A 17,243-nucleotide genomic window follows, 5' to 3' on the forward strand; every position below is an offset into this window, starting at 1 on the left:
GCATGAGAACCAGCAAGCGCGAGCGCATCCTCGACGCCGCCGTCAGCGTGATCAACCGCGACGGCGTGCGTGCGGTCACCTTTGAATCGGTGGCGGCCGAGGCGCAGTTGACCCGTGGCGGCCTGCTGTACCACTTTCCTTCGCGCGAAGCGTTGCTGCGCGGCATCGACGAGCATCTGGTGCAGAGCTGGGAAGCATCGATGGAGGCGCTGCTGGGCAAGTCGGCCGGCGAGGCCACTGCGCTGGAGCGCTACCAGACCTTCGTGCGTGTGTCGGCGCAGAGTGCCACCCGTGCCGAGCTGATGTTCATGCTGGACTCGGTGGACCCCGAATTCCCCAGCGAGCGGCCGTGGGCACCGGTGGTTCAGCGCTGGGCGCCTTCGCCACCGGCCGCCGGCAGCGGCGATCCGGCGGCGCTGGATAATTTCGTGGCGCGGCTGGCCGCCGATGGCCTGTGGATCTACGAGGCCATGTACGAAGGCCAGCTGGACGAGAACGTGCGCGCGCAGGTGACCGAACGGATCGGCGGGCTGCTCTCTCCCGAGCGGTCAGCGAAGGACTAGCCGCGCGCTACAACGTCGCCAGCCAAGCACGGGGCGAGCCAAGCGCGGGGCGAGAGCCCCAGGCGCTTGCGGAACGCCTTGGACAGCGAAGCGGTGTCGGCAAAGCCGACGTCGGTCGCCACCTGCTTGGCCGCTGCCCCTGCGCGCAGTTGGGTGCAGGCCAGGCTCAAGCGCCAATCCAGCAGATAGCTGGCTGGCGTGTTCTGCATCACGTCCTTGAACACAGCCGCGAACGTGCTGCGCGAAAGCCCTGCGATGCAGGGCATCTTCGGCAGGGTCCAGGCTTGCTGCGGCGACTGGTGCAGGGCCACCAGCGTGCATGCCAGGTGCGCATCGGACAGCCCACGCATCAACCCGTGGCTTCCCCCGCAGCATCCGGACGATCGATCACCCAGCGCAGTACCTGGATCAGGGCAACCTCGAACAGCCGGTTGATCGGCAGGCGCCAGCCGCAGCGGTTGCGGTCGGCTTCTGCGAACTGGAGGTGCAGGGTGCCGTCCAGTTCACCGATGGCAGACATCGGCACCACCATCACCGGCGGCAGCAATTGAACGACCGGATTGCGTGCACTGCCGTCGGAGTCGAGTGTGGCGCAGGTGAAATCAGGACCTTCCAGCGGCGCATTAGAGAACACGTGCCGTAGTGGCGGCGGGTATAGCAGCAGGCTGGGGGGGGGGGCGACCCGGCTACCGCCGCCGCCTTGGGCTTCGCGCTGAAGGTGGTCGAGCAGTGTGCGCAGATTGCCGACGGCGATGTGCAGGCGCTGCGCGCGGTCGGTTTCGATGACGAGCAGGTCGTCGAGATCCTGGACCACGTAGCGCTCAATCTGTTCACCAACTACCTCAACGTGGCCTTTGACGTGCCGGTCGACTTCCCGAAGGTGGCGCCGCGCTGAGTCAAATTAGCGTTGGCCTAGTTTAAAACCGGCCCTGCCCTCGTTCGGATAATTCTACTTGGAATCAAGTAAAAGCGACGAAATCTCAGCTGCGATTTCGTCTGCGGTATAGTTCGCGCTGCTCCTTGCTACTTTGTCGGCAAGCGAAGGGCTGTAATCTAGAACTTCTTGCTTGCTTATTCCATGCCATATGGGAAGAAGACGCTGTTGTCCAACAAGTGTTCTTGCCAAGATGCCGTCGAGCTCATGATTGGTCCAGTCTTTTTTTACAAAAGACGGGGATAGCACAATCAATCCAATCCTGCTGCTTGCAATGCCTCGGTCAATCATTCTGCGAAGGCTGTCGCCGATCTGGAGCGTGAACTCATCGTACCAGACTTTCAATCCGCGATCTGTAAGGGCAATTGCGAGCGACTTGACGAAAGACTCCTTGTCCTCTGAGGCGTGGGATATAAACACATCATATATTTCATCGGATTTGAAATCCGACAGCTCCTTTTTCTCACGAACTAGATTGGGCTCGCTTTCTAGTGGGCGACCTAGTCCAAGTTCTGATTCATTCAATTTAAATTCGTCCTTTATTCCAAGGCGATTGAGGATTGCTGGGAGAACTTGATGGATGATCCGCATGCCCACGAGTAGCTCATTCATATATACATTGGGGTGAAGTCTTGAATCATTGAAGCCAAAGCTCTCTGCTTCTGCCTGATGTCCAAGGCTGTCGTGCGAGTCATAAACTAAATTAAGGACTTCTACCTTTACTGGATAGCCTGTCTGGAATGTGCGCTGCCTTACAATTGCAAGCCAATCCTCATACTGTCCATTGATCTTTCTCTGGAATTTACTGAATTCAGTGGCGAGTGTGGGCTCAATGTCTATTTTGGTTAAGGCTAGCGACATCAGGCATGGCTCTATATTCTCTGCAGGGGTTTCCATTAGTCCCATTTGCTCATCATCAATAAGCTCGGAAATGTAGGCGGCATAGAAACCGTACACATCATTCAGGGACGAGTAGAGAGCTCTTATCAGGGATGAATGTTTGTTATTTTCGTATGCTTCTGATCGAGCTTCCCAGTTGCCTTCATCGAGATCGGAGTGACCCCTGGGGAAGTCAATTTCTTCAGGGAAGGGTTCTGGAAGTGTAATGCCTGCTTGCAGTAGAGTGGCGGCAGTCATGTAATGGAGTAGCGGACGCTCATATTCTTGACTGTTGAAGTAATAGGTGTCGTATCCAGCCTCAGACTCCTCCCATGCTATATCGGCATGGTGATCCATGAGGATCGCCCACTTCTCCGCATTGCAGACGCCCCCTGCCAGTTTCACAAACTCAGGATCCATGTCGCCGATGCCTGCAAGAGATCTGAGGGCCAATTCAATCTCATCGGGCAGGTGCGATTGAGTTGTCATTTTGCGGAGCTGCTGGCTCGATATTCCTAGTTCGCTGGAAATCTCTTTGCGTCCCAGTCCGCTACCTCTTATTGCGAGTTCAATAAGTGAATTGACGTGCATGTGCTATTCAGAAGTGGCAATGAGGTGGGGGTGGCGTGGTGCATCAATTTACGGCGATCTGCCAAGACATGGTCAATCACCGGTGTCGTCTCGCTGCAGCCGCTCCGGGTGGGTATACACGTTGAAGCCTTCTTCGCGGGCGAAGCCCACCAGGCACAGGCCGGCACTGCGGGCCAGATCGATGGCGAGCGCAGTGGGGGCCGAGACGGCGGCCAGTACGCTGGCACCGGCGCGCGCTGCCTTGCTGACCATTTCGTAGCTGGCACGGCTGGATACCACCAGCAGGCCGCCATCGATGCTGTGTTCGTTGTGGTGCAGTGCACCGATCAGCTTGTCCAGCGCATTGTGGCGGCCGACGTCTTCGCGCAACCAGCCGATGCGGCCACTGGCATCGGCCCAGGCCGCTGCATGGGTCGAACCACTGGCAGCATTCATCGGCTGGCGTAGGGCCAGCCCAGCCAATGCCCGCTGCAGTGCAGCCGTCTGATACGTGCGGCGGTCCTTTACCTGAGGCAGCGGACGCAGCACGTCCTCCAGCTGGCGTGCACCGCACAACCCACAGCCGCCGCGACCCGGCAGCAGGCGCCCGTTGTCAGGATCCAGTGCGGCGCCGGGGGCGTCGGCGGACACGCTCATATTCAGCTCGATGCCCTCCAGTTGTGGTTGCAGCTGGATGGACAGCAACTGGTCAAGACGCTCGATCAACCCTTCGCTGAGCGAGAAGCCCAGCGCGAAATCCTCCAGGTCGCATGGCGTGGCCATCATCACCGCGAAGGCCGCGCCGTTGTAACGCATCGCCACCGGTACTTCTTCGGCGATCGTATCCACCCGTTGCTCCTGCCCCGTGCTGCGCCAGCGTTGCAGCGTGCGCAGGGCCGTGCCGGCGGGCGGGGGCGAAGGCAACGTCGATCCGGGCATGCGGCACATCCTGGGCAAAGCAGAAGGGCAGGCTACGCCCGGAGGATAGCGCAGCCATCCAGTGAAGACGCGGCGGTAACCGTTGCCATGGCAGCCTGCTGTACCCGGGCCGGGCCATGGCGCTGGGGTTGCCGGTGTGCTTGACTGGCCACGGCAGCCGGGCGCGAGCCTGGCTCTGCTGGCAGGCACTCCACCAACGCAGGTTCCCGACCATGTCCGAACAGAAGCCGCCGCGTTACAAGCCTTACAACCAACCGGCAGGCGGCTGGGGGGCCGCCGGTGCGACCGCCAAGGTGCTGCTGCAGCAGAGCGTGATCGGCAAAGGATCCAAGGCGCTGCTGGCGATGAACCAGCCGGGCGGATTCAAATGCCCCAGCTGCGCCTTCCCCGATGCTGACCACCGCAAGAAGCTGGAATTCTGCGAGAACGGTGCCAAGGCCCTGGCCTGGGAAGCGACCCAGCACCGGGTGACCCGTGAGCTGTTCGCCCAGCACACCGTCACCGAGCTGATGGCGCAGACCGATTACTGGTTGGAGCAGCAGGGCCGGCTGACCGAGCCGATGCGCTACGACGCCGCCACCGATCACTACGTGCCCTGCGAATGGGACGAGGCGTTTGCACTCATCGGTCGTCATCTGCAGGCGCTGGACAACCCCGACCAGGCCGAGTTCTACACCTCCGGCCGCACGCCCAACGAGGCGGCGTTCCTGTATTCGATCTTCGTGCGCGAGTTCGGTACCAACAACTTCCCGGACTGCTCGAACATGTGCCACGAGCCGACCAGCCGCGGCTTGCCGCCTGCGATCGGCGTGGGCAAGGGCACCATCGTGCTGGACGACTTCGAACACGCCGAGGCGATCTTCGTGATGGGCCAGAACACCGGCACCAACTCGCCGCGGATGATGAGCAACCTGGTGGAAGCGCGCAAGCGCGGTGTGCCGATCGTGGCGGTCAACCCGATGCCGGAGCGTGCCCTGATCCGCTTCACCGAACCACAGGACGTGGTGCAGATGGCCACGTTCGGTTCCACCGAGATCACCAGCGAGTTCGTGCACGTCCGCATCGGCGGCGACCTTGCGCTGATCAAGGGCATGATGAAGGTGATGTTCGAGCGCGAAGCCCAGGGTGAGTCAGTGCTGGATCATGCCTTCCTGGCCGAACACACCGTTGGCCTGGAGGCGCTGCGCGAGGACGTGCTGGCGCAGGACTGGGATGAGATCGTGCGGGTGTCGGGCATCGCGCAGGAACAGATCCGGCGCTGCGCGGAGATCTACATCCGTTCGCAGGCGACGGTCATCTGCTATGGCATGGGCCTGACCCAGCACCAGCAGGGGTCGCGGCTGCTGCAGCAGGTGGCCAACCTGTTGTTGCTGCGCGGTAATTTCGGCAAGCCGGGCGCGGGTATCGGTCCGATCCGTGGCCATTCCAACGTGCAGGGCGACCGCACCGTCGGCATCGATGAGAAGCCGACGGCGCGCTACCTGGATCGCGTGCAGCAGGTGTTTGGTTTCGATCCGCCGCGCGAGCACGGCCACCATGTGGTCGAGTCGATTGCGGCGATGCTCGATGGCAGCGCCAAGGTGTTCATCGGCATGGGCGGCAACTTCATCCATGCCGTGCCCGATACCGAGCGCGCCTACCAGGCCATGCGCAGACTGGAACTGACCGTGGGTATTGCCACCAAGCTCAACCGGGGGCATCTCGTGCACGGTCGCGACGCGCTGATCCTGCCGGTGGTGGCGCGCTCGGAGTGGATCCGCACGCCGAAGGGCGAGCAGTTCGTCACCATCGAAGATGCGATGTCCAACGTGACGGCGTCGCGCGGCGTGCTGGAGCCGGCCAGCGACCACGTGCTGCCGGAGGTGGAGATCGTCTGCCGGATGGCGATGGCAACGTTGCCGGACAGCAAGGTGGACTGGGCCGCGTACATGCATGATTACGGCCCGATCCGCGACCTGATCGCCGCCGTCTATCCGGACATCTATGCCGGCTTCAACGAGCGCATCCAGGCACTGCACGGCTTCCACCTGGATATTCCGCCGCGCAGGCGCGTGTGGCCGACGCCGAACGGCAAGGCCAACATCCTCGTCATGCCGGGCCTGGAAGTGAACACGGTAGTCGATGACCCGGAGATGCTGCGGCTGGCCACTGTGCGTTCGCACGACCAGTACAACACCACCATCTACAGCTACAACGACCGCTACCGGGGCGTGTACAACGACCGCATGGTGGTGTTCATGAACATCGAGGACCGTCTGGCGCGCGGGCTCGGCAAGGAAGCCCTGGTAAGCCTGGAAACGATCAGCGACGACGGCGTGACGCGGCGTATCGAAGGCCTGACCGTGCTTGATTACCCGATGCCGCGCGGGGCGCTGGCGGGCTACTACCCGGAGCTCAACCCCCTGCTGCCGCTGGACTACTACGATCGGATCAGCGGTACGCCAGCAGCGAAATCCATTCCGGTACGGATGCGCGCGCAGGTCGACGTGCCCGCGTAGGCGCCGATCCTACAATTACTCGTTGTCGCTCAGCACGATGCTGCCATCCAGCAGCACCGGCACCATCTGGGTCCAGCCCTTGGCGTTGTAGTCGAGGCTGACCAGGTACACCCAGCCGCGCGCTGCGTCCGCGCTCTGCGGCGCAGCGCCGGCGGTGAACCGCTGCAGGCTTACCTCGGAGACCACGAAGTCATCGCCGGGATAACGCAGGCGCGCGTGGGCCAGTGCTGCCGCCGCAGCTTGATGCACCGACAGCGGCGGCTCGGCGCGTGCCGGGTCGAACGCGGGAAGCGTTCGCAATCGCGTCCCGCTTACCTGCCAGCGCTCATGGGTGTCGTCACCATCGCCGCTGGACAGCACGGTCCATTGGCGTTCGCCTGCCATGACCGGAAGGCTCAGCAACGCGGACAGCAGGAGGGCAGCAGAGGCGAAGCGGGCAGGCATGGAAAGGCTCCAATGAACGCCATGCATGATGACAGCAGGCAGCGGCGACGGGCGCGTCGTGCGTCGGCTATCATCAGCCCGTGGATATATCCGGCCTGCTGCTGCGACTGATGCTGCTCCTGACCCTGGTGCTCAATGCACCGGCGCTGGCGCTTGCCTCGGGCGGCATCAACGGTCAGTCCGGCGGTGGTCATTGCGATGGCCCCCACGAGATCGCCGGCGCTGCGATCTCTGTCACGCCCACCTGCTGCGATGAATGGGAGGCAGCCGCGTGCAGCAGCGAGGGCTGCGAGTGCGTGCCGACGAGTGTGGCCATGCTGCCGACATCGGCAAGCCTCGCTGCATGGCCGCTGCGTGCAGTGCCCGGCGACGCGCTGCCGCCGGCTCATCCCGCGCCTGCGCTGCCTCACCTGATTCGTCCGCCGATCGCCTGATCGCGCGCAGGTTGCGTACCTGCCGTCCTGCAGTACCCCTCATCTACTTGACCCACGCGCATCCGTCGCGTGGATGGCAGGCGCCCGCGCCTGCGATTGCAAAGGAAAACCTGATCCATGAACCGCATTCTTTCCCTGAGCCTGTTGCTCACCCCCATTCTGCTGGCCACCGCCTGCGCGCGTGCCTCCGAAGAGGCCGTGTCCTCGCCCGCAACCGCAACCGCAACCGCAACCGCCTCGGCGGTCGAGGCGACGGCCGGAGCGACGATCGACCGGGAGCTTCCGTTGGCCATCGTGCACAAGACGGCCAGTTGCGGTTGCTGTGGCGTGTGGGCCGACCACCTGAAGGCTGCCGGCTTCGCGGTTGAGATACGCGATACCGATGACATGCATCCGGTCAAGCAACGGCTCGGCGTACCGGCCGGCAAGGCGTCCTGCCATACCGCCGAGATCGGTGGCTATGTGGTGGAAGGCCATATTCCGGCCAGCGACATCAAGCGCCTGCTGAAGGAAAGGCCGACGGCACGTGGCCTGGTGCTGCCGGGAATGCCGGCTGGATCTCCGGGCATGGAAATGCCTGATGGCCATGTGCAGCCGTATACCGTGGAGCTGGTGCTGGCCGATGGCAGCACCCAGCCCTTCGCACAGCACGGGCAGGGTGGCTGACAAGGTGTAGCGGGCGCGGCGGCGGATCGCCGCCGCGCCTGGTCAACGCTGCTGTTCGCGTTGCTTCTTCAACTGCGCGTCGAAATTGCGTTCGGCCGTGTCGGCGTAGTCCTGGCAGGTCATTGCCTTGGCACCCGCTGATACACCGGCGGCGTAGTTCCAGCCGCTGGCGCCGGGATGCGGGGTCAGCAGGACATCGCAGGGCAGGGCGCGCACCGTCGCGAAGCTGCGGCGATAGTCCTCGATCAGGTGCGGGTAGCGCGGGTTGGCCTGCAGCTGATAGCCCGGCGCACTCAAACTGTCGGCGTAGACCATGCGCACCGGCTTGCCGCCCCGGGTGTCGGTCCAGGTCCAGGCGGTGCTGCCCGGGGTATGGCCGGGCACGAAGTGCGCGGTGAAGTCGACGCCACCGAGCGAGACCACCTCGCCATCCATGATGATCCTGTCCGCCGTTGCCGGCGGATAGGTGATGTCGTCGCCGAAGTGCAGGTCGTTGCTGCCGCCACGTGCCAGCAGTACCGCAGATTCGGCATTTGCGACGATCTGCGCAGCGGTACTGCGCTTGAGCGCAGCAACCGGGCCGGCGTGATCGGCGTGGGCATGACTGAGCAGGATCAGGCGCAGATCCTGCGGCGCGACGCCGCGCGCTTTCATGTTGCGCAGCAGGTGGTCGGCCATCTGCGGCATGCCACTATCGAGCAGCACCGCGCCCTGCGGCGTCTGCACCAGCAGTGCGGTCAGGTCTTCGGTGCCGATCTGCCAGGTGTGATCGGCAATCTGCAGCGGCGCCATCGGCTGCAGCCAGGAGGCATCAACGGTGTAGGCACGCAGTTGCGGCAGCGTCGGTTCGGCGGCAGAGGCCGCAGCGGGAAGCAGGGCAGCGAGCGTGATGGCGAGGGTCTGCAAGCGCATGGGAGGGCACCGATGAAGGAGGCCCAGAAACTAGCATGGGCCTCCTTCGTCGCGTCACGCATAGAATTCATGGCACCCATAAGGCGCCATGTCTCAGTAGCGGTACTGCCATCCCAGCGTAAGCACTCGCCCACGCCCGGCGAAATAGCTCGGGTTGGATGGCGTGGTCTGCGAGTAGTAGGTGATGTACTGCTTGTTGGCGAGGTTCTGCACGCCCAGGGTGAAACTGCTCTTGCCCAGCGCATAGCGGGCGACCAGGTCGAACGTGGTGTAGCCCTTGAAGCTGGCCACCGGCACGCCGCGCAGGTCGAAGTCGCGATCGAAGGCATGGCTGGCCTGCAGACGGGTGCTGAGCTGCGAGGTCCAACCCTGTTCCCAGAACGCGGTCAGACGGTTCGGGGCGATGTTGACGCCTGCCAGATCGCTTTCCAGACGACCATCCAGGTCGGCGTCATAGCGGCCATTGGCGCGGGCATAGCCCATGCCGAGGTGGCTGTCACCCAGGCGCAGGCGCAGGTTGGTCTCGAAGCCTTCCACCCGCGTGGCCTGGCGCTGCACATTGTAGGCATCAATGCCGGCGTCATAGACCAGTACCGAACCCAGCTTGGATTCGGAGGTGTAGTACGCGATATCGCCGCTGAAGCGGCCGTCGTCATACTCCAGCCCGATCTCGCGGTTGTCCGACACCACCGGCGACAGGTCCACCAGGTTGTCCACGCGCTGGCCATCGCGATTGATCGCGCGCAGCACGCGGCCAACATCGGCAACGGTGTAGCCTTCCGAATACGACGCGTAGGCATTGAGACGGTCATTGATGTACCAGACCGCGCCGAAGTTCGGCAGCGTCTCGCTCATCGTCGGTTTGCCGCCGGCCACCTTGCGTGCGCCGTAGCGGGGCAGGGTGGTGTAGTCGCCCACCTCCAGCTCGCCCTTTTCGTAACGCAGGCCTGCGGACAGCATGACGTGGTCGGTGGGCCACCACTGCAGCTGCAACAGCGGCGACAGGCTCTGATAGGTGGTCAGCGGCACCCAGTTCAGGCCGCTGGCCAGCAGCACCTGATGGGTGCGGTCGCGCAGGCCATCCAGGCCCAGGGTCACGTCCAGCGAGGTGTCGCCGATGCGACGCCAGCTCTGGGTCAGCTTGAAGCCGCGTTTGTCTGATTCATTCTGGGTCTGGTCCCAGGCGGCGTTGGCACCCGTGTTGCCCCATGGGTCCCACTGGCTGGCGCCGTAACGCCCTTCGAAATCGACCGCGAAGGCCTGCGCCAGGAACTGGCCGCCGAACAGATCGGCATTGCCGTAGTCCAGGGTCAGCGAGCGTGAGCGGTTCATCGGCGGATCGAGCGGCGTATCGCCGGGCACCGACGTGGCCGGGCGACCGGTGCGGAAGTTGCCATCCACAGGCAGGTAATTGTCCAGGCCACGCAGTTCGTAGCGATTGGCCATCAACTGCACGCGCTGGCCTTCGGCGATGTTCCAGCCAAGCTTGGCGAAGATGTTGGTCGAGGTCGAATCCATCAGTTCGCCCTGCGCGTTGGTGCCGATCGCACGGCCGTCGCCGTCGTAGTACAGGCCCTGCCGTTCATGGGCCAGGCCGGCCACGAGGTCCAACTGTTCGCCGCGGATGCCCACCAGTGCCGAAGCGCGCTGGCCGTCATCATCGCGCCGGCGCGGCGAGGCGGCGGTGAGCGAAAGGCTGCTGTCCAGCAGGAAAGCACCCGGTTCGCTCGGCGCACTGCGGGTGATGATGTTGACGATGCCGCCGGTGCCGCCGATGCCCTGCAGCGCGTTGGCACCGTGGATCACTTCGATGCGTTCGATCATCGCCGGATCGATGGTATGCGAATCACGCGAGCCGTCACGCAACGGGGTTGACTGCGGCACGCCGTCGACCATGTACAGGATGCCGCGCCCGCGCATGCTTTCGCCATAGTTGGACATCTTCTCGCGTGCCGGAGCGAAGGCCGGGATCTGCGAGGACAGCACGCGTGACACATCCGAGCCCAATGCCAGCTGCTGCTGGACGTCCTCACGGGTGAGCACGGTGATGGTGTTTGGCATGGCGGTCTCGCCCTGCGGCATGCGCGCGGTGGACGCCGACACAGTCACTCTGCCAAGCGAGGTTGCGGCTGCCGGCGCTGGCGCAGTGCGCGGGCGGTCCGTGTTTGCCGCCGCAGCTGCCGTAGCGAGCGCGCTGCGGATCACGAACACGCCCGGCGAGCGTTCCTCGACGCTCAGTCCCTGGCCGGCAATCAGCCGTTGCAGTGCTTCGCGCGGGACATAGCGGCCGTCCAGCGCTGGCGCCTGGCGGCCGGCAACGCTGTCTGCAGCGAACAGCAGCTGGATGCCGCTCTGCCTGGCCACCGCATTGAGTGACTGTTGCAGCGGGGCGGCCGGAAGATGGACGTCCACCGCCGTGGGGGTGGACTGCGCCGCCGCCGGAAGGGCGGCGCACAGGCTGACGGCCAGCAGGGCAGGCGTCAGGCGGCGCAGGGCGGCGGGCAGGGCAATGCGGGTCATGCGGGGTCCTTCAGAGGGGTTCATGCAGCAGCCGTATGAGCAGGGCCATAACCCACCCTCGGTGCCGAATTCAGTGGCGTGCGGAGATGTGCACGCTGCCGTCGCCGCGGACGTGGACGGCGACGGGCAGGATCTCCGGCAGCAGCGCCAGCGCGGTGGCGGCATGGTCGCCATCGAACACGCCCGATACCTGCAGCGTGGCCAGTCCGGGTTCGTCCAGTACGATTGCGCCGTGGTGATAGCGCTGCAGGCTGCGTACCACCTCGCCCAGCGGGGCCTGCGCGAACTGCAGTCGGCCCTGCGTCCATTCCCCGCTGCCAGTGGCGATCGGCTGCGGCGGCTGCACCGGCCCTGTCCCTGCCAGCAGCTGCTGGCCAGGCTGCAGGTGCTGCTCGCCGTCACGGCCAGCAACGCGCACGCCGACCTTGCCTCGCCACAGGCGGACTTCACTGCGGTCACCGCGTCGCTCCACGTCGAACACCGTGCCGTAGTTGCGCACCTGCACGGGCCCGGCATCGACCTGGAACCGGCGCCAGCGCGAGGGCGCCACGTCGAAGCGGGCGCGTCCGGAGACCAGCACCGCGCGGCGCGAACGCAGATGGCTGCGCACCTGCAGATGGCTGCCCGCATCCAGCTGGATACGGCCGCCATCGGCCAGCAGCACGTTGCGACGTTGGCCGGTGACCGTCCGGTAATCGTGCTGTTGCCAGCCGGGATCGACAGCGTAAAGCCCGCCCAGTCCAGCCACCAGCAGCAGGCAGAGCGCAGCCCCGCCGATCTGCCGGCTGCGGTGGGGGCGATACAGTTGCGCCGGATCGGGTACCGGGAACAGTGCCTTGAGGGTGTCCCGATATTGCTCCAGCAGACGATCAGGCGAAGGCGTGCCGGCCTTGTCCGGGAGTGGAGGGCGCGGGCGAGGGGGCGCTGTCACGTCAGCGCCCTCACCGGCAGCGCCTGCCGGCAATCGACCATCGCCAACCGCAGATGCCGCTCGACCGCCTTCAGGCCGATGCCCATGCGGCGGGCAACCGCAGCCTGCGGAACGTCATGGATCTTGTGCAGGATGAACACCTGGCGGCGTCGACAGGGCATCGCACGGATGACGTCGACAAGCCGTGCCAGTTCCTGCGCGGCAACGGCCTGTCTGGCCGGGCCGGCACCTTCGCAGGCCGCATCGGGCAGTTCGGCACGGGGTTCCACCCACTGGCGGCGCAGGTCTTCAGCACGGCAACGATCAACCGCAGCGTCATGCGCCATCCGTCGCAGCAGCGCCATCGGCTGGCGCACGCCGGCCGGTTCGGGGCGCTCCAGCAGGCGTACGCAGACGTCGTGCACCACCTCGCGGGCCAGCCCGGGTGAGGCGAAGCGACGGCGCAGGTAATCCACCAGATCCTCGTAGTGGCGCACCAGCGAGGACACCAACGGCAGCACAGGAGGCGGGGGGTGCGGTGGCGTGGACATCCGGGAAAGCGGCGCAGGCAGGAAGGGGTGCCACGCAGGGCCAGCCCTGCATGGTGTCACGATAGTAATGGGAACTGTTCGCATTTGCTATCGGATGAGCGACGACGGGATTGTTCGCGGTGCCCGGAAAGTGAATCCACGATCACCCTCTGCAGCGCACACTCGGCCGCAGATAGGCTGCATGGCAGCCATCGGGGAGAGTGACCATGCACGTGCTTCTGGTGATCGTCGGCGGGTTCCTGCTGCTGGCCGTCTTCGCGCTGTTCGGCAGGCTCTGGAGCACAAGCAGCCCCCAGCTGCCAACGGCGCTGCTGGCCTTCATCGGCACCTGGCTGCTGGTATCGGTGGCCAACATGTGGGTGGGGGTCAGCCGGGCGGGCTATACGGTGCGCGAGGAGTTGCCGATCCTGCTGCTGGTGTTTGCCGTGCCGGCGCTGGTGGCCGGTGTCATCTTCTGGCGGCTGGGCCGCTGAACCGAGGATCCGTGATGCCGGCAACGCCCCGTCTTCCTGCCCTGCGTCGTCGCGACGGCCATCATGCACGGGTGACCTACGAAGAACTGTTCTTCGATCTGGTCTATGTGTTCGCGGTCACCCAGCTCAGCCACCACCTGCTGCACCACCTGGGCCTGCTGGGCGTGCTGCAGACGCTGGTGTTGTGGTTTGCGGTCTGGCTTGGCTGGCAGTACGCGTGCTGGGTCAGCAACTGGTTCGACCCGGAGGCGCCGCGTATCCGTGGCCTGTTGTTCGTCACGATGCTGCTGGCGTTGCTGATGTCTTCGTCCATCCCGGAAGCCTTTGCCGGTCGCGCCTGGATGTTCGCCGGTGCCTACGCCACGATGCAGGTAGGGCGGACGCTGTTTGTGCTGCTGGAAGTAGGGCGCTCGCACCCGCTGGCCGCCAACTTCAGGCGCATGCTGGCCTGGGTCAGCGTTTCGGCCTGCTTCTGGCTGGCGGGTGCATCGGTTGAGGGCAATGCGCGGCTGGCATTGTGGGCGGTGGCTGTCGCCTGCGAGTACATCTCGCCGATGTTCGGCTTCGCGTTTCCGGGCCTTGGCCGTTCGCGTACCCGCGAGTGGACCATCGAAGGTGGGCACCTGGCCGAGCGCTGCCAGTTGTTCGTGATCGTCGCATTGGGTGAGACGTTGCTGGCAACCGGCGGCGTGCTGAGCGAGGTGGGGCACTGGAGTGGCGCGGTGGTGTCGGCAGTGCTGGCGACCTTTGCCGGTACGATCGCGATGTGGTGGCTGTACTTCGGCATCTCCAGCCGCGACGCCACCGACACCATCACCCGTTCCGACGACCCGGGCCGCATCGGCGCCTACTTCCACTACGTGCACGCGCTGCTGATCGCCGGCATCATCGCCACCGCCGTCGGCAACGACCTGGTGATGGACGAACCGGAGGCGAGGGTGACCCTGCCGTATGCCGCGATGCTGGCAGCGGGGCCGTTGATCTACCTGCTGGGCAGCGCACTGTACAAGCGGGCGGTCTACGGCCGCGTGCCGCGCTCGCACCTGGTGGGGGCAGGGGTTCTGGTCGTGCTCGGCTTCGTGCTGCCATGGATGCACCTGCTGGCGGCAGGGTGGCTGACCAGCATCGTGCTGCTGGTGGTGGGGCTGGCCGATACACGGTTGAAACGGAACATCGCAGCGGCGCGCACGTAACGGCCCCAGCTCAGCGAAGGGCAGTGGCCATCATCGCCAGCTTGCCCACGGTGTGCGCGCAGGCGTGAATCGGCCATGCCATCGCCGCAATGGATGGAACAGCTCGCGCCGGTGTCGCCGACATTGACCGCGTGCAGCAGGGCCACGCAGGCGGTCATGGCGCAGCGGCCTGCAGCCGGTCGTACATGCGTACCAGATCGACCAGCGTGCGTGCTTCCATCTTGCGCATGACCTGCGCGCGACGCACCTTCACGGTGATCTCGCTGACCCCCAGGTCGGCGGCGATCTGCTTGTTCAGGCGGCCGCGCACCACGCCGGCAACCACCTCGCGCTCGCCGGCGTTCAAGGTGCCCCAGCGCAGCTGCAATGCCCCCAGCGCATCACCGTCGCGGCGCCGCTGGCGATCGATCTCGATGCCCCTGTGGATCGCGTCCAGCAGTTCCTGGTCGCGGAACGGCTTGGTCAGGAATTCGATGGCGCCGTCCTTGATCGCATTGACGCCCATGGCGATGTCGCCGTGGCCCGTGATGAACACCACCGGCAGGTGCAGATCGTGGCTGGCCATGCTGCGATGGAAATCCAGTCCGCTCTGCCCGGGCATGCGCACGTCCAGCACCAGGCATGACGGAGCGTCGTCCCGCGGGTGGGCAAGGAATTCCCCGGTGGAGGCGAAGGCCCGCACCTGCAGGCCCATCGAGGCCAGCAGGTCCTCCAGCGCGGCGCGTACCGAGGCGTCGTCGTCGATCACGTAGACGATCGGTGACGGTTCCATAGGTGCTGCGGTGGGTTTACGCATGCGCAGCCTCCGTGGCCGTGGGCAGCTCGAAGATGAAGCAGGCGCCGCCAACGGGCGGTCGTTCGGCGCGGATATGGCCGCCGTTGGCTTCGATCATCGAGCGGCTCAGGCTGAGGCCCAGGCCGAGGCCGTTCGCCTTGGTGGTCCAGAATGCATCGAATACGCGGTCAATCTGCTCCGAGGGCAGGCCGACACCACGATCGCGCACGCTCAGGCTGACGTGGCCGCGGCCATCGTACGCTGTCACCAGGGACAGCCTGCGCTCGCTTACGGGCGTGTCCGACATCGCATCGACGGCGTTGAGGATGAGGTTGCCGATCACCTGCTGCACCTGCACGCGATCGGCGTGGGCGGGTGGCAGGTCGCTGCCCAGCACCAGCGCCACCGTCACACCATGCTGTTCCAGTTCGCTGCGCGAGAGTGCCAGCATTTCCTCCACGGCCAGGTTGAGGTCGAAGGCCTGGCGCTCTGGCGCGGCGCCTTGGGTCAGGCCACGGATGCGGGCAATCACGTCACTGGCACGGTGGGCGTCGGCGACGATGCGGGCGATGGTCTGGCGTGCCTTGTCCAGGTTCGGCGGCTCCTGGGCCAACCAGCGCTGGCTGGCTTCGGCGCTGCTGGCGATGGCCGCCAACGGCTGGTTCACTTCATGTGCGATGGAGGTGGTCAGCTCGCCGACGGTGGAGGCGCGGGCCACCCGCAGCAGTCGCGCCTGTGCATCCTGCACCGCGGCCTTGGCCGCTTCCATCTTCAATGCCAGGTAGGTGGTGATGCCGATCACCAGCATGCCGATCGCTGAATTGACCAGGCCGATACGGTAGGTGCCGAAGCGGGTCAGGAAGAAGCTGAGGCCGGTCAATGCGATGCAGACTGCCGCAAGGGAGATGAGGCCGCGGGCGGGAAGCCGCCGCGACGCTGCCAGGATCACCGCCGCGTAGAAGCAGGCGGCAGCAACGGCGTAGTCGGTAACCGTATCGACCAGGAAGATGGCCGCCATCACGATGATCAGGGCCAGCACGACCAGTGGGCGGCGGGGCGACAGCGATGGCATCGGGATAGCTCCCTGGCGTGGGTGGAAAGGATAGCAAAGCCGCCTTCGGTGGATGCCGGCCCTGGTCGGCATGCGCCAGAGAGATGCAGGGTAGTGCCGGCCGCTGGCCGGCATCTGCAGGGTGTTCCCGCAGTTCATGAGGTTGCCGGCCAGCGGCCGGCACTACTCCTCCAGGCTGGCGTTCCAGAATCCCTGCAGCACGCCCGGCGTGGCGGCCAGCGTTGCCAGCACCGCATCCAGTTCAGCGCCATCGACCGTGGTGGCGTACAGCACCGCTTCGATCTCGACATCGCGCTCGCCGAACGGCCGCTGGTCGACCGCGCGTACCGGGTACTGCGCCTGCTCCAGCAACAGCAGCAGCCGGTCCAGCACCTCGGCCTGCTGCTCACGCTGACAGACCACGTTGATGGCATAGGTAGCCTCGCTGAACGCTTCCGGCAGCGGCTGCCGCTGGATGCGGTTCACCACCGGCCGCAGCAGGGTATTGGCAGCCAGCACGAACACCGCAGCCAGTACCGCTTCAGGCAGCAGCTTGATGCCGGCACACGCGCCGACCGCCGCCGAACCCCACAGCGTGGCGGCGGTGTTCAGGCCCGACACCTGGGCGCCATCCTTCATGATCGCGCCGGCACCGAGGAAGCCGACGCCGGAGATCACGTAGGCCACCACATGCAGTGGTGACGGTGGCCCGCCGTACAGGTCGTGGAAGCGCATGGCCAGGTCGACGAACACCGCTGCGCCCACCGCTACCAGCGTATTGGTGCGCAGGCCGGCGGTGCGCTGGCGGAACTGTCGCTCCAGGCCGATCAGCGCACCCAACACGAAGGCGACGGACAGGCTGATCAGCGAGCTGAGGGTGGCGCCCGCGTTGAACGCGGGCAGGTGGGGGTTGAAGTCCATGAGGGTTCTC

The 17,243-nt window shown here is 65.2% G+C and carries 17 protein-coding genes and 1 pseudogene; 7 read left to right on the forward strand and 11 right to left on the reverse strand.

The annotated features are described in order from the left end of the window. The first annotated feature begins 2 nt into the window (after positions 1-2). Positions 3-563, forward strand: coding sequence for a TetR/AcrR family transcriptional regulator (locus J2X70_RS01935; RefSeq protein ID WP_309908639.1), 561 nt, complete (start codon positions 3-5; stop codon positions 561-563). Here J2X70_RS01935 and J2X70_RS01940 read toward each other — a convergent pair. Further along, a pseudogene (locus J2X70_RS01940) lies at positions 560-1,233 on the reverse strand (AraC family transcriptional regulator); the annotation flags it as partial. The gene J2X70_RS01935 and the pseudogene J2X70_RS01940 sit on opposite strands and share 4 nt — an antisense overlap. Before the next feature lie 30 nt (positions 1,234-1,263). Here J2X70_RS01940 and J2X70_RS01945 point away from each other — a divergent pair. After that, on the forward strand, positions 1,264-1,458 hold the full coding sequence (locus J2X70_RS01945; RefSeq protein WP_309909072.1) for a hypothetical protein: 195 nt from the start codon (positions 1,264-1,266) through the stop codon (positions 1,456-1,458). Positions 1,459-1,512: 54 nt separating this feature from the next. On the opposite strand, the gene J2X70_RS01950 is transcribed toward J2X70_RS01945, so the two are convergent. Together J2X70_RS01950 and fdhD are read right to left on the reverse strand one after the other, a co-directional pair. Continuing rightward, positions 1,513-2,967, reverse strand: coding sequence for a toll/interleukin-1 receptor domain-containing protein (locus J2X70_RS01950; protein ID WP_309908641.1), 1,455 nt, complete (start codon positions 2,965-2,967; stop codon positions 1,513-1,515). 72 nt (positions 2,968-3,039) lie between these two features. Next, positions 3,040-3,885, reverse strand: coding sequence for a formate dehydrogenase accessory sulfurtransferase FdhD (fdhD, locus tag J2X70_RS01955; protein WP_309908642.1), 846 nt, complete (start codon positions 3,883-3,885; stop codon positions 3,040-3,042). A 212-nt stretch (positions 3,886-4,097) separates the two neighbouring features. On the opposite strand from fdhD, the gene J2X70_RS01960 reads away from it, so the two are divergent. Then, a complete protein-coding gene (locus J2X70_RS01960) occupies positions 4,098-6,383 on the forward strand; it encodes an FdhF/YdeP family oxidoreductase (RefSeq protein ID WP_105164151.1) in 2,286 nt (761 codons plus the stop codon). A 15-nt stretch (positions 6,384-6,398) separates the two neighbouring features. Here the strand turns inward: J2X70_RS01960 and J2X70_RS01965 are convergent, their stop codons facing one another. After that, positions 6,399-6,827 (reverse strand): hypothetical protein, encoded by a 429-nt coding sequence (locus tag J2X70_RS01965; protein ID WP_309908646.1) that lies wholly within the window; start codon positions 6,825-6,827, stop codon positions 6,399-6,401. Positions 6,828-6,937: 110 nt separating this feature from the next. On the opposite strand from J2X70_RS01965, the gene J2X70_RS01970 reads away from it, so the two are divergent. Continuing rightward, entirely contained in the window at positions 6,938-7,261 is a 324-nt protein-coding gene (locus J2X70_RS01970; protein ID WP_139784894.1) for a hypothetical protein, read from the forward strand. A 117-nt stretch (positions 7,262-7,378) separates the two neighbouring features. Further along, on the forward strand, positions 7,379-7,927 hold the full coding sequence (locus tag J2X70_RS01975) for a DUF411 domain-containing protein (RefSeq protein WP_309908648.1): 549 nt from the start codon (positions 7,379-7,381) through the stop codon (positions 7,925-7,927). 42 nt (positions 7,928-7,969) lie between these two features. Here the strand turns inward: J2X70_RS01975 and blaL1 are convergent, their stop codons facing one another. The 4 genes from blaL1 to J2X70_RS01995 form a co-directional block, all read right to left on the reverse strand. Next, on the reverse strand, positions 7,970-8,839 hold the full coding sequence (blaL1, locus tag J2X70_RS01980; RefSeq protein ID WP_309908650.1) for a L1 family subclass B3 metallo-beta-lactamase: 870 nt from the start codon (positions 8,837-8,839) through the stop codon (positions 7,970-7,972). A 93-nt stretch (positions 8,840-8,932) separates the two neighbouring features. Further along, positions 8,933-11,359, reverse strand: coding sequence for a TonB-dependent receptor (locus tag J2X70_RS01985; RefSeq protein ID WP_309908652.1), 2,427 nt, complete (start codon positions 11,357-11,359; stop codon positions 8,933-8,935). A gap of 70 nt (positions 11,360-11,429) precedes the next feature. Beyond that, positions 11,430-12,290 (reverse strand): FecR domain-containing protein, encoded by an 861-nt coding sequence (locus J2X70_RS01990; RefSeq protein ID WP_309908654.1) that lies wholly within the window; start codon positions 12,288-12,290, stop codon positions 11,430-11,432. Next, positions 12,287-12,820 carry an RNA polymerase sigma factor gene (locus J2X70_RS01995; RefSeq protein ID WP_180831086.1) on the reverse strand — a complete coding sequence of 178 codons (534 nt, stop codon included), beginning with the start codon at positions 12,818-12,820 and terminating at the stop codon, positions 12,287-12,289. The genes J2X70_RS01990 and J2X70_RS01995 overlap by 4 nt, the downstream gene beginning before the upstream one ends. 206 nt (positions 12,821-13,026) lie before the next feature. Here J2X70_RS01995 and J2X70_RS02000 point away from each other — a divergent pair, with 206 nt between their 5' ends. Further along, entirely contained in the window at positions 13,027-13,293 is a 267-nt protein-coding gene (locus J2X70_RS02000; protein WP_025874431.1) for a hypothetical protein, read from the forward strand. Positions 13,294-13,307: 14 nt separating this feature from the next. Beyond that, the gene (locus J2X70_RS02005) at positions 13,308-14,486 is read left to right on the forward strand and encodes a low temperature requirement protein A (protein WP_309908657.1); all 1,179 of its coding nucleotides are present in this window, start codon (positions 13,308-13,310) and stop codon (positions 14,484-14,486) included. 154 nt (positions 14,487-14,640) lie between these two features. On the opposite strand, the gene J2X70_RS02010 is transcribed toward J2X70_RS02005, so the two are convergent. From J2X70_RS02010 to J2X70_RS02020, 3 genes are all read right to left on the reverse strand, one after another. After that, positions 14,641-15,282, reverse strand: coding sequence for a response regulator transcription factor (locus J2X70_RS02010; RefSeq protein ID WP_309908659.1), 642 nt, complete (start codon positions 15,280-15,282; stop codon positions 14,641-14,643). Continuing rightward, a complete protein-coding gene (locus J2X70_RS02015) occupies positions 15,275-16,333 on the reverse strand; it encodes an ATP-binding protein (RefSeq protein ID WP_309908660.1) in 1,059 nt (352 codons plus the stop codon). Before J2X70_RS02015 ends, J2X70_RS02010 begins: the two co-directional genes overlap by 8 nt. 162 nt (positions 16,334-16,495) lie before the next feature. Beyond that, on the reverse strand, positions 16,496-17,233 hold the full coding sequence (locus J2X70_RS02020; RefSeq protein ID WP_309908661.1) for an MgtC/SapB family protein: 738 nt from the start codon (positions 17,231-17,233) through the stop codon (positions 16,496-16,498). Positions 17,234-17,243: the final 10 nt, after the last annotated feature.

The organism is Stenotrophomonas sp. 1337 (assembly GCF_031455455.1).
Lineage (GTDB): Bacteria > Pseudomonadota > Gammaproteobacteria > Xanthomonadales > Xanthomonadaceae > Stenotrophomonas > Stenotrophomonas indicatrix.

What these genes read in the sequence shown, in the direction of transcription:
- J2X70_RS01935 (WP_309908639.1), top strand. Translation starts at nt 3, where the DNA reads ATGAGAACCAGCAAGCGCGAGCGCATCCTCGACGCCGCCGTCAGCGTG.
- J2X70_RS01950 (WP_309908641.1), bottom strand. Translation starts at nt 2,967, where the DNA reads ATGCACGTCAATTCACTTATTGAACTCGCAATAAGAGGTAGCGGACTG.
- fdhD (WP_309908642.1), bottom strand. Translation starts at nt 3,885, where the DNA reads ATGCCCGGATCGACGTTGCCTTCGCCCCCGCCCGCCGGCACGGCCCTG.
- J2X70_RS01960 (WP_105164151.1), top strand. Translation starts at nt 4,098, where the DNA reads ATGTCCGAACAGAAGCCGCCGCGTTACAAGCCTTACAACCAACCGGCA.
- J2X70_RS01965 (WP_309908646.1), bottom strand. Translation starts at nt 6,827, where the DNA reads ATGCCTGCCCGCTTCGCCTCTGCTGCCCTCCTGCTGTCCGCGTTGCTG.
- J2X70_RS01970 (WP_139784894.1), top strand. Translation starts at nt 6,938, where the DNA reads ATGCTGCTCCTGACCCTGGTGCTCAATGCACCGGCGCTGGCGCTTGCC.
- J2X70_RS01975 (WP_309908648.1), top strand. Translation starts at nt 7,379, where the DNA reads ATGAACCGCATTCTTTCCCTGAGCCTGTTGCTCACCCCCATTCTGCTG.
- blaL1 (WP_309908650.1), bottom strand. Translation starts at nt 8,839, where the DNA reads ATGCGCTTGCAGACCCTCGCCATCACGCTCGCTGCCCTGCTTCCCGCT.
- J2X70_RS01985 (WP_309908652.1), bottom strand. Translation starts at nt 11,359, where the DNA reads ATGACCCGCATTGCCCTGCCCGCCGCCCTGCGCCGCCTGACGCCTGCC.
- J2X70_RS01995 (WP_180831086.1), bottom strand. Translation starts at nt 12,820, where the DNA reads ATGTCCACGCCACCGCACCCCCCGCCTCCTGTGCTGCCGTTGGTGTCC.
- J2X70_RS02000 (WP_025874431.1), top strand. Translation starts at nt 13,027, where the DNA reads ATGCACGTGCTTCTGGTGATCGTCGGCGGGTTCCTGCTGCTGGCCGTC.
- J2X70_RS02005 (WP_309908657.1), top strand. Translation starts at nt 13,308, where the DNA reads ATGCCGGCAACGCCCCGTCTTCCTGCCCTGCGTCGTCGCGACGGCCAT.
- J2X70_RS02010 (WP_309908659.1), bottom strand. Translation starts at nt 15,282, where the DNA reads ATGCGTAAACCCACCGCAGCACCTATGGAACCGTCACCGATCGTCTAC.
- J2X70_RS02015 (WP_309908660.1), bottom strand. Translation starts at nt 16,333, where the DNA reads ATGCCATCGCTGTCGCCCCGCCGCCCACTGGTCGTGCTGGCCCTGATC.
- J2X70_RS02020 (WP_309908661.1), bottom strand. Translation starts at nt 17,233, where the DNA reads ATGGACTTCAACCCCCACCTGCCCGCGTTCAACGCGGGCGCCACCCTC.